Annotated in this window: 11 protein-coding genes; 3 read left to right on the plus strand and 8 right to left on the minus strand. The window is 51.5% G+C overall.

Features of this window, described 5'->3' with window-relative positions:
- Positions 1-104 precede the first annotated feature (104 nt).
- The 3 genes from SD425_RS29190 to SD425_RS29200 all read right to left on the minus strand — a co-directional run bounded on the left by SD425_RS29190 (position 105) and on the right by SD425_RS29200 (position 4,018).
- Positions 105-1,217, minus strand: a complete 1,113-nt coding sequence (locus tag SD425_RS29190; protein ID WP_324680570.1) for a serine protease — start codon at positions 1,215-1,217, stop codon at positions 105-107.
- Positions 1,218-1,641: 424 nt separating this feature from the next.
- Positions 1,642-2,025, minus strand: coding sequence for a hypothetical protein (locus tag SD425_RS29195; RefSeq protein ID WP_324680572.1), 384 nt, complete (start codon positions 2,023-2,025; stop codon positions 1,642-1,644).
- A gap of 277 nt (positions 2,026-2,302) precedes the next feature.
- Positions 2,303-4,018 carry an NlpC/P60 family protein gene (locus SD425_RS29200; protein ID WP_324680574.1) on the minus strand — a complete coding sequence of 572 codons (1,716 nt, stop codon included), beginning with the start codon at positions 4,016-4,018 and terminating at the stop codon, positions 2,303-2,305.
- A gap of 418 nt (positions 4,019-4,436) precedes the next feature.
- Between SD425_RS29200 and SD425_RS29205 the strand changes: the two genes are divergently transcribed.
- Positions 4,437-5,018, plus strand: a complete 582-nt coding sequence (locus tag SD425_RS29205) for a BLUF domain-containing protein (protein ID WP_324680576.1) — start codon at positions 4,437-4,439, stop codon at positions 5,016-5,018.
- A 346-nt stretch (positions 5,019-5,364) separates the two neighbouring features.
- Here the strand turns inward: SD425_RS29205 and hxsC are convergent, their stop codons facing one another.
- The 5 genes from hxsC to SD425_RS29230 all read right to left on the minus strand — a co-directional run bounded on the left by hxsC (position 5,365) and on the right by SD425_RS29230 (position 10,717).
- Complete coding sequence (gene hxsC, locus SD425_RS29210) at positions 5,365-6,531, minus strand: His-Xaa-Ser system radical SAM maturase HxsC (RefSeq protein WP_324680578.1); 1,167 nt, start codon at positions 6,529-6,531, stop codon at positions 5,365-5,367.
- A 7-nt stretch (positions 6,532-6,538) separates the two neighbouring features.
- A complete protein-coding gene (gene hxsB, locus SD425_RS29215) occupies positions 6,539-8,029 on the minus strand; it encodes a His-Xaa-Ser system radical SAM maturase HxsB (RefSeq protein WP_324680580.1) in 1,491 nt (496 codons plus the stop codon).
- Complete coding sequence (gene hxsD, locus SD425_RS29220; RefSeq protein WP_324680582.1) at positions 8,026-8,418, minus strand: His-Xaa-Ser system protein HxsD; 393 nt, start codon at positions 8,416-8,418, stop codon at positions 8,026-8,028. Before hxsD ends, hxsB begins: the two co-directional genes overlap by 4 nt.
- A gap of 2 nt (positions 8,419-8,420) precedes the next feature.
- Positions 8,421-9,182, minus strand: a complete 762-nt coding sequence (locus SD425_RS29225; RefSeq protein ID WP_324680584.1) for a peptidoglycan-binding domain-containing protein — start codon at positions 9,180-9,182, stop codon at positions 8,421-8,423.
- Between the two features lie 617 nt (positions 9,183-9,799).
- Entirely contained in the window at positions 9,800-10,717 is a 918-nt protein-coding gene (locus tag SD425_RS29230) for a hypothetical protein (RefSeq protein WP_324680587.1), read from the minus strand.
- Positions 10,718-11,129: 412 nt separating this feature from the next.
- Here SD425_RS29230 and SD425_RS29235 point away from each other — a divergent pair, with 412 nt between their 5' ends.
- Together SD425_RS29235 and SD425_RS29240 are read left to right on the plus strand one after the other, a co-directional pair.
- Complete coding sequence (locus SD425_RS29235) at positions 11,130-12,170, plus strand: type IV toxin-antitoxin system AbiEi family antitoxin (RefSeq protein ID WP_324680589.1); 1,041 nt, start codon at positions 11,130-11,132, stop codon at positions 12,168-12,170.
- The gene (locus tag SD425_RS29240; protein ID WP_324680592.1) at positions 12,142-13,041 is read left to right on the plus strand and encodes a nucleotidyl transferase AbiEii/AbiGii toxin family protein; all 900 of its coding nucleotides are present in this window, start codon (positions 12,142-12,144) and stop codon (positions 13,039-13,041) included. Before SD425_RS29235 ends, SD425_RS29240 begins: the two co-directional genes overlap by 29 nt.
- Positions 13,042-13,355 lie beyond the last annotated feature (314 nt).

Raw genomic sequence — 13,355 nt, forward strand, 5'->3', positions numbered from 1 at the left:
TCAAAGAGTACTCTACTAGCCAGAATGAATTAATATTTACTATTTTATATAATTATATTCACTACAGTGAGCAAAATCAACTTTAAATATTTTGCTTTAAACTTCTACAACTCACCTGCAGCCCATTTTTCCATAAATTCGAGCGACTCATACATTTCTTGGTCCCATCCTGCCAATCGACACTTCTGAATAAATTCAAAGTTTCTCCATGCTTTTGCTATTTCGAATTTATCTTTGAGTTGTTGTAATCTCAATAGTGGAAGTATGTGTCTGATATGTGTGACTCTTCCCACGGTATCGCTTTCATTGAAATTAGAATTGCTAGCAAGTATTTCTGGTGTTAAGCTACGCCGTCTGCTTACTATTCCGACTAATTTATCTCTGGCAATCACTGGACCCCCACTATTTCCATAATTAATTGGCATAACAGCCCAGAAATAGGTCAGTTCTTGCTTGCTCATCACAACTTTACCAGTAACTGAATTAGGCAGAGCAAACGTTGAGGCTACCAAATTCTGAAACGATGGTTCTACTGGTATAGGGCTTTGATGCGAGTTAATGGGAAAACCTATTGCGTATACATCTTCTCCTTCCGATACAGGTTCAGATGCCAGATCAGCAACAGTTATAGGAGTGTAGCCGCTTTTGAGTAGATCTTCCGCAAACCCGGTGTTAATACGATCTAACGATATCACAGCAAGATCTAGATGGGAAGCAGGGGTAGACCAAGCAAAAGAATCGGTAGGCCCAATTTGCAGGTGCGACAAGTAGGGCATTAAAGGAAACGCTAGTTTACTTTCACCTTTGATTTCGTCAATAGACAACCCACGATAGATCTTCTGAAAAATGGTGTCTTGGGCTCGTTTCTTAGCATAAGCTGCTGCATCTTCTTGCATATCGGGGGGATGCGATTTATGCCACTCTGCATCCCTTTCCATTACTCGCGTAGCAGATAGCTCATCCCACACGACGTGTTTAGCAGTAAGTAAGTATCTTCTATTCTCGTGTAAAAGAAATATGGCTGTACCAAAATCACGTATAGGAGTCCTGCGATCTTCTATAGCTGCTAATGCAGAGTGAAACTCAGATTCGGTGATTCTTTCCTGATTTAAGTTCAGTTGAAGCCGGTGTAATATTTCATGTTGTGCGATACTATCTTCACTATCAACTATGCATTCTAGGTGTACGACAGCTCGTTCCCATTTTTTACTATTCATAAACAGCATAATTATTGGGCTAGTGTATACTTTCCGTTAAAAAATACAATTAATTGTCCAAACAAATTTACATTTTCAATCAACTACAGAGCTAATATTAGTATGAGAACACAATCTCCTAGAGTATTCTTTATTTCATGATAATTGAGAATGTAATTCCGAGTTTTTCAACTTAGTAGCATCTAATTACTGAGCACGTCATGTGATGATACTAAGCGCAGTGACTACAGCCTATTCAATTGCAAAAGCAATCGCCTAGAGCACGTGCATGCCGCACAAATTATAACAAAACGACCTCGAACATACAGTTTTCCGGGGCCGTTGAGGTGAAGATTAAAAGTGTTCAAAAGAGCATTCTAATTCGAGTACTTCCTAATCGTCAGGTGGGTTCAGAAAGGTGTACCTTTTTGACCTCGATTCAATGTTATTTATGTCTATATATTTTGAAATCTGGTGAAGCAACCACAGAATAGTCTAGCCAGTGCTTGACAACAGTGTAATCAACCTTGTCACGGAAGTACAATAACAGAGTTGTAACGAAAAGCCCATTCAACTTGCTGTATGATCCATTCGGACTATCTGGTTTAGGTGTACAGAGAAAGGTAAGTGCATCTTCATTTTCTAACTTTTCTTCGACACACTGAACTGCTCCACCAGCCAACTCTTCTTTGTCAGCTACAATAAGAACAGGTACTTCGGAATCATCGAAACTCCACTCCGGTATTCCTCCTGCTTCTACTCTAGAATAAATTGTATCAAGTAGTTCTGAGTTTGAAACCCCTGCTTTGGGGTAAACAGTAATAGCCATGTTTAAGAGATTAAGTCTGCAAACAAGGTACTGAAAAAGTATCCAGTACTATTAGCTAACGGTCGTTTATTGGAGGGCATGACACATCGCCAAAACGGCCTGGAAATGCAGGTTTTCCAGGCCGTTTTTTATTACCGTTTTTTGGAGGGCTAATGAGCCTTCCTCTTTGTCGTAGATAGCCACTCTCATGCCTTTGGAAGTGCTACGATCATGTCACAGGCCACCTACACAAGTGTTCTTGCTAATACGCAGAAGGATCAAGGCACCAGAAATAAGTTTACTGCGCCTTGTAGTACATAACCATGCTATTCCCTCTTATCCGCAACTGTGTTGCAGTAATAGCTTCAAGGGTGTAGCTGACGCTTCCGGAACCTGAAGCAAGAGGTATGGAAATCAATGTCGTTGTAGGTGATGTTTTTGTGACACAAAATGGCCCAGTTGTAGTACCTATTTGTGCAATGTAGTATGTGCAAGTGGAGGAGACAGAGATTGGGTAGCTTCCGGACGCATCCGTGTTGGCACACGTACCGGTGGAAGAAAATACCAGCTTTGGAGTACCTGCTCCATTAAAGGTGGCTTTAGGGCAGTGGAGATTATTGGATGACAGATCGTCGAAGCCTTCCGCCACCCAGGTCCTAGAACTACCACCGGTTAACAACTGCAAAATTGGATTGGCTACGTCAATACAGTTGTTGTTGGCTGTGGCGGTGAATGCGGCGGTTGCTGAAGCCGAAGATTTCACTGCAGCGTTTAGTTGCTGCGTGCCAAGTGTACTGCCTAACGTCCAAGTAGTCTTTACTAAGCCGTTGGCATCACTCACTGCGCTACTCGGCGTGGCGCTTCCACTGGTTGCATCTTTGGGCACAAACGTTACGGTGACGCCTTTCTGGGCGACCCCGTCTTCATCGACAACCTTTAGTTGGACCGGTTGCGGTAGCTGCGCGTAGAGTTGGCCTGTTTGCCCATCCCCCGAGAGTTTCGTTAACTTATATTCTGGGAAGAAGCGTATGACTCCATAGCTTGACCCGAACCATGTAGTAGTTAGTGTTAGGGGACGGGGGCCCCTGCCAGGGCCTCGGTTAGCTTTCATCTGTTCGAGGACGCAAGCCTCATCGATGACGCCATTTTTTAAACAGGGCTCTTCAGGGTCAGAATGTAGTCTGTAGGAACAGTCTGAGCCATTCGATTGAAAGATACCTAATCCCTTGGCATCTCTCAGCACAATGCCAATGTGGTGAGGTGCTTGGTCCGGCCAAAATATGATGTCTCCAGATTCCAAGTCGCTGATAGACACGTCTACTTTCCGTGCTTCTACATGATAGGAGCTGCTTTGTAACGCTTTGTTCCATACAGCGGGATCAGATTGTCCACTAGCGCCCTCCGCGTCTAGTTTTAAATTTGCTCCGGCAGCAACTCGGAGGATAAAGCCACTGCAGTCCAAGCCGTACAACGCCTCTGTTCCCCAGGTGCCTTTATACCCCCTTTTCGTAACATCTGCTTGAGTCTGAATAGTTGTGGGGCGTCCTGGTGTACGCGACGCGTAGGACTTGGCGCCATATACGTACGCTAACCCATTGGGCTGAGCAGGTTCGTTACTTTGTACGCCTTGCGCTTGCTGATGCAGCTTTCGTGTGGTGATGTTGTTAGCCACCACCTGCATGCGGGCAAGCAACAGGCGTTTTTGCGATTCATAATTCGTCGGCTCGCTAGCGGTAGCAACTCCTCCCCGCTGCAAAGAGGGATAATCGTTCAAGAAGTTCGGGTCGTAGGCACGTAGCGTGTCTAACAACTTGCTCCCATCAGGCAATTCTAATTCGGATAATTTATAGGTTTTCTCCGCCTGAGCATCCAAGAGTTCCACCAGCTTCTCGCTGGGTCGCTCTGGGTCATCCGGCGTAGACGGGTTAGGATCTTTGCTGGCACAAGCTTGTAGCACTAGAAGGGCACCGAAGAGCAGCATTGGTACCCATCGAGAATTAATAAAAAAAGTCATAATTGGTGAAGAATGACTACTGTGAGGTTCAAACGTATTATATTTTAATCCTGATTTGACGTAAAAATATACAATTTTTATCCTGCCGTAGCTAAGCAAGGCGCACTTTTCATAGGCACCTTTGGGGTGCTGTAGTTGTGCTATTGAATCTACTCAAAGTAAGTTCTGCTGCTTGGCCCTAAACCAACGGTTTTTGGGCAGTTTCTAAGGCTGCGAATACACGCTAGAAACGCCGTTTTTCAGGACTGATTTTGGTACCCTTTTTTGCGCACCATCAGAAGATCTTGTTGTATAGGTTGTGCACGCCATAGAAAAGTGTGGTACCCTGCGACTACTTTACGTAGTTATCTGGTGGCAAATCCGTAGTTATACTTCTGGAGTCCGTAGTAGCCGCTTTTTTCCGGCCGTACAACCAGGGATGGAAGATCTCTCGACAGAAGCGGCGCGACGCCGGGCCATTGCCTGGGCCACGGCCTTGGCAGCTAATACTCCCCTGGAACCACAAGCCTACGAACGAGCGCTACTAGATGAGTATGCCGTGGGGACCCTTTCCCTGGAACAGGTGCTGCGCCTACTTGATGGACGAATCAAGCACGTGCTCTATCGCAGCCGTGCAACACAGGCCTTCGAGGAAGAGCAGATTAGCGAACTGCTCGAGGAATCACGTGCCTGGAATGAAAGGCACGGCATCACGGGGCTGCTGTGCTACAGTGATCGCCAGTTTGTGCAGTTGCTAGAAGGCAATTCTGACCCCGTGGACTTGCTCTATAGCCGCATTCAGCGCGACACCCGCCACCGACAAGTAACGACCCTAAGTACCGCGCACGGGGCACAGCGCTTTTTTGCCGATTGGCAAATGGGCTTCGTGACCGTGGACGAAGGGGAGTTTCACTGGGTACTAACCAGTTTGGATCACCCGAGCTATAATGCCTCTCTCATCGAGCAGTACGTGCGGGATCCACATTTGCGCACCCTGCTAGAAGCTTTCAGTAAGGCGTAATCCTACTACGTTCACATTACTTGGGCAAAAACGGCCCCGAAAAACCGCGTTTTCGGGGCCGTTAAGTCGGGTACTAAATGTGTTCAGAAAAGAACCCTTTATAGAATAGGAGCAGCGTCGATCTCGATGTATTCTAAATAAAGATAGCCTCCTGTTGAGGAATTTCTTTACTCAACATCCACAGCCTTTGCCTGTAGTCCAAGTGCAGCCGTGAGTAGAACAATCGGATTTATTATACTTACTACAACCGCATTTACTTCCTTTTGAGGTAGAAGGGCTAGGGGAATCGCCGCTACATCCTGCCACGGCAGCCAAAGAGAGAATTAGTAGAAGTTTTCGCATATGGTTATTCGTTTGTCATAACGAAGAGCTGCTCTGGCGAAATAGCACGAATGTGCGCGCTATGCAGGCTGGCACACGAAGCAAAAAAGCCCCCGCACTGCTCCTGCACCCCGCAACCATCACACGCGGGCAGATAGATATTCTTCCAGTCCGAGATCGAGCGGCGAGCAAAGCCCCACAGCGACTCGGGTAGCAAGCAGAGCTGGTGGTTGTAGATGGAGACGTGCAGGCGATGCAAGGCTAAGAACTCTACCGCTTCCTGCAGTTGGGTCATGTATTCCACCGGATCCATCCACAGCTTATCCCTGTTGTGGGGCGTGTAGCCTGTGTTCTCCAGGCCCATGAAGGTGACGTGCTCGACAAAGGGCAAGTTGCGGTAGATGAACTTGGCTAGCTTGACCAACCGAGGCACGGTCAAGCGGTGTACCACCACGCGAATTTCTACCCGTTGCCCGACGGCTGCCAAGTGATGCAAGCCCCGCACGGTTTGGTCAAATGCCCCCGGCGCTTGCACGATGTAGTCGTGCAAGTGGTAATGATCCGCGTAGAGCGGAATACCCAGCATAAGCTGCGGCAACTCCAAGGCGCCTAAGCGCTCGGCGAAACCCTTCCAGGCAAACGTGCGTCCATTGGTCAGGCAATGCAACTCCGTGGTAGGCAAGTGCTGCTTGCACAGGCCGAGCAGCTCAAAGAAGGCGTCTCCCAGCAAAGTAGGCTCCCCGCCCGTGATGCCTAGCTCCGCGCAATCCGCGGGAATCAGCGGAATCACTTGCCGGTACAGCTGCATCAGATAGCCCGTGTCATCCCGGTCTTTCGGCGGCTGTGAGCACATCAGGCAGTTACTATTACAGCGCTCCGTGGCCAGCAGAAAGTTCTGCCGGGACTGTACCCGGTACTGGCGTACGATCTGCCCATTCGGATCCAAGGAGACCACATCGCCTTCATCGAGATCGGCGAGCGCTAGCAGGTTGTACACACAGGGGGTCTGTAGTTCCGCCGGCACCTGCAGAGCTGAGGTGAGCACCGCCCCAAAGCCTGCGGCATGTGCAGGATCAACGCGCGCGGCATCGACCACCAGAAAACGGTTATGACCACCTTGCGCCGGATCATAGGTAATAGTGCCCACCAAAGAGATTGTAATCTGGTGTGCGTTTCCTCGAATACGTAACATGCCTAGCTTAGCTAAAATCCGCTACCCAGCGGCGGAAAATGTCCTCAATGCGCGGATCCGTATCCATCAGTTCAAAGAGGTAGCGGATAATTTCCATGTTCTTCTGGCAGAACACACTCGTAGGCCGGTGCCCGTACATATCGCCTTGCGTGGCATGGTGTAGCACCGGATCGGCGCCACAGTAAGGCTGAAAGGCGCATTCGGAGCAGCCCGCCAATCCTTCGTTGGACCACACGCCAGCAATCTCCTGGGCTTTGGCGCCGTAGAAGAGTTCCTGGTAGGTGTGCGTATCCAGGTGGCCGAGGCGGAATGTGTCGTCCTGCATTTCGGCCAACATGCGCGCCTCATCGGAGGCATACACGGCCCCATCGTAGTTGAACACGACCACGCTGTTCACCAGACCCGCCGGGGATTGCAAGTCCACGTATCCTACTGAGAAGGGCGTCAGAATCTTGCGCAGGATGATAGTGGCGTAGTCCTCGCGGAAGTAGTGGCCCCGGAAGTTATAATCCAGAATGTGCGCCAGGGCCGTTTTGTAGAAGGTTAAAAAGGTGTCGGTGGCGTACTTATTCTTCTTGTCGCTGCGTAAGGCAAAGCCGTAGGGCGAGATGGGCCGCAGAAAAATGCTTTTGAAGCCGCGGGCGTAGTACTCGTCGACAATGGCCAGCGGGTGCTGCAGTGAGAGGGTGGAAGTGGTCATCAGCGCCGAGACGCGATCCTCGCCCACCCACTGGCGAGCCCGCTCGATGCCTTGCACCGTCAGCTCGTAGCTGTTGCGCTTAGGCCGGTGCCGGTTGGCGTTGTGCAGGAACTCGGGACCATCCAGCGAAGTGGAGATCAGGATCTGGTGCTGCTGGCAGTACTGTAGGATCTCGTCCGTGACTACCGCCAGGTTCGTGCAGATCACAAAGGTGATGTACTTGCCCGCTTGCTGGGCTAGCCGTTCAGCGCGCTCCACGCCGTACTGGATCAACTCGAAGGCGAGTAGCGCCTCTCCCCCTTGGAACTCCATGGTGACGTATGGGTTCGGCGACTGCAACATCAAGTCAATCCCCTGCTCCAAGTGGTGCCGGGCCATGTTGAACGCGTCTTGATTCGCCGTCACGCGCGAGACCTGGCAGTAGTGGCAGGTGTGCTCGCAGCGCAAGGTCACCACGAAGATGTGCAGCGCGGTGAAGTGATCCAGAAAAGCCTTCTTGGTGCGATAACGGGTGGCTAGCACATCCAGCAGCGGCAGTTCGGGGGCATCGGCGATGAAGAAGCCCGCCAGCAGGTCCGCGTACAATTCTTCCTCTTGCTCGCGGTCCAATTGCCGGGTGACTAAACGGGCTACCGTACCCCGTGGCACGATCAGGTAATCTCCTACTTCGCTGACGAGTACTTCCCGCTGGGGGCTGAGCACGTGAAAGCGGAAGGGCAGTAGGTGGTACTCCTCTCCTTGAGTATATGTGTCTGCCGTCTGGAACTTGCGGGTTTTACGGGTAACGGTTGTTATCATATGGCTTCGCCCTGCGGTGCTTCAGACGTCAGCAGAAAGCCGACTGGGTCGGAAATGTCGGTGAGTAGGGGCTGCTCAGTGTCGAAGTGAGCGAATGCCTTTGCAATGAGTAGCTCCCGCACCGGACGGGTTTCCTCCGCAATAAATTCACGCAGTTTGAAGTCAATTAAATCATTGTGCACTTGGTCCACGAGGGTAGTAGGGGAAACGGGAAAGGAAGTACCTTCTTTGGGCCGCAATTGCACGCGTGTCTGCGTAGTCGATATAGGTTCCAGCAGGACTTGGTAGTCGCGCGTGTACCAGTAAAAGCATTTGTGCAGAGTGGCTTGGCTATACTGAGCCGCATCCAGTACAAACGCTAGGGTTTGTTCGGTAAGTATTACCTGCATACTTAGGGGAGTTGAAGCAGAGTAAGGGTTTGTGGGCCTGCCACGCCATCAGCAGTCAAACCTTGTTCCTTTTGAAAGGCCTTCACTGCTGCATTCGTCGTCAAACCAAAGTTGCCATCGGCTGTAAGCTGATAACCAAGCGCCATTAGAAGCTTCTGCATCGCTTGCACATCCGTACCGCGATCGCCAAGTTTCAGTACGCGGGCGCCTAGATCGTAAACGGGCAGCAATACTTCCCCATTTTCGGAGTAATAAGTTGGAGTAGTATACGAGGGGACTCTAGTAGACCTCGCCCGAGAACCACTCGCTTTCTTCGTCTTCATCTTAATCTTAAAGGAAGAAGTAGCAGGTGTATAGGATCGGACAGAAGGGGTGGAATAGGAACTAGAGCTACTGGAAGGTGTCGTATAGCTAGCCGAGGAATAGTGGGAACTGTGCGAGCTATGCGAGCTGTGCCCACTGCTAGAAGAAGAGTAATGCGAGCTATGGGAACTGTGAGACCGGTGCGAACTATGGGAGGTATGCATCATAGCTTTGCTAGCCAGCGGATTGGCAGCATTTAGCTTAAGCACGAGTTGCGGCTTACGCTTGAGCGTGCGCAACCGGGCCACAAAGTCTTCATCAAGTTTGAGCGAGGCCCCGCTTTCAAAAGGACTTGCTTCCGCCTTACCAGTAAAGGCGAACAAACTAGTGTAGAATAATAACAGGGCTTTGGTAAAGAGCGCCTGCATGCCTAATTCGGGGGCATCAAGGTCGTCTGACATACAGCTATAGAAAAGTAAATAGTAAGAAGTGGAGAAAAACGAAAATCACATCAGTAGATTACAATAAAGACGCAGAAGCAATGCAGGAAACGGATAGTGACTTCCTTCACAGCATACCAGTACTGGTGAAATGCGCCTTGTACCTCGGTGTAGCTAGTGTCTAGGAAAGGAGCCAATGTTTGGCCACCAGGCAGGAGCAGTAGTCGCTGCATCCCGCAGCGGTCCTTGTTGGTGCTTTATCAGAGTACTGAACTACCTACTAAACAGGCAGCCGCTGATAAGCTAAGTGTGCATGCGCATCATAGCGCCAATAGATACGCTCCTCTTGCCGTTGTGCAAGGTAGGATACGTCGTTAGCCAATAGCTCGAGAGGAATCGGGTGGAAAGCATAAGAAGGACTGTATAAGAATAGCGATTGATAGCATCCTGCACCCCAATGAATAGATTTACATGATGGTAGTCAGCATACCAATATAGAAAATTTTAGAATAAATAGTAATAGTCGCTGAAGTAGTAACTATTACGGAGCCCTATCTAGCCATACTATCTGCTTGTTGCTTTTACTTGGATCAACGCCTTAATAAGTCTTAACAGGTTTGAGCTTGCTCACCTGTAGGCTACTTGCACGCTTGAACCAAAGCCGACACGCTGAGCGTGGCGGTAGCGGAGGTAATCTCGTTATTGTTGTCGACGCAAACGTAGAGTCGCTGCGTTCCCGCACGCACGGATAACTCGCGCGTTTCCTGCGTGATGTTGCGTGCTACGCGGTAACAATCCGCCGTGTTGGTGATGCGCCCCTTGGTAGCCATGAACTCTTTGGCGGCCTCTGGCTGATCGGTGATGTACCAGTGGCATTGGGTGCTCACGGCGGGAGCGGCATCCGCGCGGTTCTGGCTTGCCAATGCTTTCGCCCCGGTCAGCAAGGTAGCGGTGGTCGTCATAGTTGGATCGAAAGCCACCGCCCCTAATACTAGCGCCGTACTCCAGCTAATGGGCGGTTGTCCCTCGTCGCGCACATCTAGCTTGTAGATGGCCCCGACGGTGCCTTCCGGTAGATTGACGACGAAGACCGTGCGACTACTGCCGGAGTTATAGTACGAATGCAGCTTGGCCGTGCTCACGGGCAAGGCGTCCTGATAGGTATAGCGGCATTGTACGAGGCGCCCGTCCTCGTGCCATTGCTGGTAATCGCGTTGCCGCTCGCCTTGTACGAACGTGCCGCGAAAGTGTAGCTGCCCCGTTTCGTACCAGGCCGTACACAGCCCACTAGGGACATCCGGCGCTTCCTGCACCAATTTCCCTTGCCACTGCTTTTTCCAGGAAGGATAAAAATAGTCGCGTACCGTCCCCGTGGGCTTCCCGTCCGCCGTATGGCGCACAATGCGTGCGTACTGGCGGTCCTCCGGCACCTGCGTTCGTTCCCAATCCTGATCGAAGTAGAGCGTGTCGGGTGGTGCCAGGGGCGCGGTGATGGGCTTGGCGCGCTGCGCCCATAAAGGGAGCGGCAGGAAAATACCCAGCAACACGACGTGCATAGGCAACTTTGTAAGCGCAGGCAGGGGGAACACGCCGCGCAAGAGGCGATAGAATGGCGATAACACGAGAGCCTGATTCGCTTTAAACGGTAAAGGGGCGCTTTGCTTCTCCAGATCTCATCCGACACTAGGCCGCCGTGGTTTCAGACTGGAATAAGTGTAGCAGAGAATAGAATAAGATAGCTGCTGCAATAATATTAAAATATATTAATATATACTGCTCATTGCGGCCGTCGATGCTTGTAGATAAGCAAGAAACCTGCATAAGTAGTATGCAGCAATGCCGCTAAGGCAAGAGCGGCAGGCGTTTTTTTCTAGGTTCAAAGCGCCGTAAACAGCCCCTCTACTGTTTGCTTAAATGCTGGCTGTTCATTATTATTACGTGTTCATTACACATGAACATACGATAATAATGAACACTTGGACGGAGCAAAACCTCTTGGATCTGGCAGCGGCGGCCCTGCAGGAGCAGTTGCAACAGCCAGTTCAGGTACAGGAGCCACAGGTGGCAGCCACAAGTGATCCTCACCTCCATTTGGACGGTCGACTATTGATCGGGGAACCAGCCTGCGGTTTTCGAGTAGAAGCTAAGCGAAAGTTTACTCCCGCGATGCTGGCGCAATTACGCACCCGAAACCAGCAAAGCACTGAGCCACCTGTCTTGGTTATTCCGTATGTATCCGATGCACTGGGACAAGCGCTGCAGCGCCAGGGGGTATGTTATCTCGATACGGCGGGGAATGCCTACCTCCGTTCGACCGACCCGCCCTTCTTGGTGCTGATCCGTGGGCAACGGCAATCACAAGTGGCAGCGCATGGGCCGCAGCGGGCTTTTCAACCGGCGGGCGTGCAGCTGCTCTACCATTTACTGAGTACGCCTGCACTCTTACAAGCCAGTTACCGCCGTCTGGCCGAGCAGGCCCAGGTAGCCCTAGGCTCCGTAAGTATCCTGCTGCGTAGCTTACAACAACTGGGTCTCCTGCGCGAGGAAGAGGGCATCCGCCGCTGGACAGAACCAACGCAAGTGCTACGCCGCTGGGTGGAAGCCTACGGGGAGGTAGTCCGCCCTAAGCTCGCCGCCCAGCGCTACCGCTGGCTTGATTCGAACGTGGCTCGGCAAGGCTGGCAAGTCATAGAGCTTGGCTCTCAGGCGGCGTGGGGCAGCGAACCCGCGGCGCATCTACTGCTCGACGGCTACTTACTGCCGGAGTTCTTTACTATCTATTCAACTTTACCGCGCAGTGCGGTCATGGGCCAGTTGCGGCTGGTACCGGATCCTGCTGGCAACGTAGAAGTGCTTTCTCCGATGCCAACATCCTTAAACGTAGAGAGAGTCTACCCACAAGCCGTACCCCCGTTACTGGTCTATGCCGACTTACTCCTAACAGCCGATCCCCGCAACCGGGAAGTGGCCCACTTGCTGCATGAACGCTACTTATCCGATCTGGCCTGAGCACCTACAACCAGCGGGTATGAGCCAAGCGATGGAAGCCTTGGAGCGCGGCTTTGCGCAGTTCGGCATTGACTTCTACCTGATCGGCGCAGTGGCCCGCGATATCTGGTTAACCCAGGTCTATGACGAGCCAGCGCGGCGTATGACCAAAGATCTGGACCTGGCGGTGTTCATTCACGACACAGCCGAATACGAGGCCCTGCTGAGCTGGCTGCAGGAACGCGAGGGCTTTCGCTTGACAGCGCATAGCGCGTTCTGCTTACTATACGAGCCGGCCCCCAACGCAAGCCGGGTCACGATCGACCTGATGCCTTTCGGGGCCATCGCCGATGAAGCGGGAACGGTGCACTTCACGACTCGAGGGGTGGAGCGTATCTCTACGGTGGGTTTTACCGAAGTGCTAGCGGGCGCGGCAACCATGATCACCCCTGCGGGGCAGCCTTGGCGAGTCGTGACTTTGCCGGGTATCGTCATCTTGAAGCTGCTAGCGTGGCAGGATCGGCCCGAGCGGGGCAAAGATGCCACCGATATCTGGGGCTTGCTGGCCCTCTATTTCGACTTAGTGACCGAGGAGATCTATACCCACCATCTCGACTTGCTCTCGGAAGAGGAAACCCCAGATACGACCAAGCTGACGTTGCTGGTTGGAGCCCGCGTACTGGGCCGTCATCTTCAGCAACTCGTAGCAGCACAGCCTATTCGTGCGCGCCTACTGGCGTTATTGGATGCCGAGCTCGCTTTACAGGACCGTAGTCCGCTAGCTAGAACCATGAGTCAGCAGGGACCAACCCTTGCCACTGTTCTGGCGGCGCTCACGGCATTGCGTGCCGGGATGCAAGATCCAGGGCCACCTACGCATTCAAACCACTAAATAGTTAGCCAACCAGCAGGAGTATTTCCTTCACAGTACACCTTTCTCATGAATCCAAGAAGCAAGTTGTACTTTGATTAGTGAACAACTTGATTGAACCATTTTCTCGCCCTTGTACCACTCCCAACTGCCCCTCTTCTTAGGCGGACAGTTGTTCAGTTAAACGAGGTTAAGATTGTTGCTTTAGAGCTTCTCGTTTCGCTTACTTGATGAGCACCAAGCGCAGCGTGAGTTCACCAGCTGAGAGGTAGCAAGAGCCGAGATCAAGGGCAATACGCTCACCCTTACTGAAGTGCCACTCCGCGCCAAGTTGA

Source organism: Hymenobacter sp. GOD-10R (assembly GCF_035609205.1).
In the GTDB taxonomy this organism is placed as follows: domain Bacteria; phylum Bacteroidota; class Bacteroidia; order Cytophagales; family Hymenobacteraceae; genus Hymenobacter.

Coding starts and splice junctions, on each gene's coding strand:
- SD425_RS29190 (WP_324680570.1), bottom strand. CDS start 1,217: ATGAATAGTAAAAAATGGGAACGAGCTGTCGTACACCTAGAATGCATA.
- SD425_RS29195 (WP_324680572.1), bottom strand. CDS start 2,025: ATGGCTATTACTGTTTACCCCAAAGCAGGGGTTTCAAACTCAGAACTA.
- SD425_RS29200 (WP_324680574.1), bottom strand. CDS start 4,018: ATGACTTTTTTTATTAATTCTCGATGGGTACCAATGCTGCTCTTCGGT.
- SD425_RS29205 (WP_324680576.1), top strand. CDS start 4,437: ATGGAAGATCTCTCGACAGAAGCGGCGCGACGCCGGGCCATTGCCTGG.
- hxsC (WP_324680578.1), bottom strand. CDS start 6,531: ATGTTACGTATTCGAGGAAACGCACACCAGATTACAATCTCTTTGGTG.
- hxsB (WP_324680580.1), bottom strand. CDS start 8,029: ATGATAACAACCGTTACCCGTAAAACCCGCAAGTTCCAGACGGCAGAC.
- hxsD (WP_324680582.1), bottom strand. CDS start 8,418: ATGCAGGTAATACTTACCGAACAAACCCTAGCGTTTGTACTGGATGCG.
- SD425_RS29225 (WP_324680584.1), bottom strand. CDS start 9,182: ATGTCAGACGACCTTGATGCCCCCGAATTAGGCATGCAGGCGCTCTTT.
- SD425_RS29230 (WP_324680587.1), bottom strand. CDS start 10,717: ATGCACGTCGTGTTGCTGGGTATTTTCCTGCCGCTCCCTTTATGGGCG.
- SD425_RS29235 (WP_324680589.1), top strand. CDS start 11,130: ATGAACACTTGGACGGAGCAAAACCTCTTGGATCTGGCAGCGGCGGCC.
- SD425_RS29240 (WP_324680592.1), top strand. CDS start 12,142: ATGAACGCTACTTATCCGATCTGGCCTGAGCACCTACAACCAGCGGGT.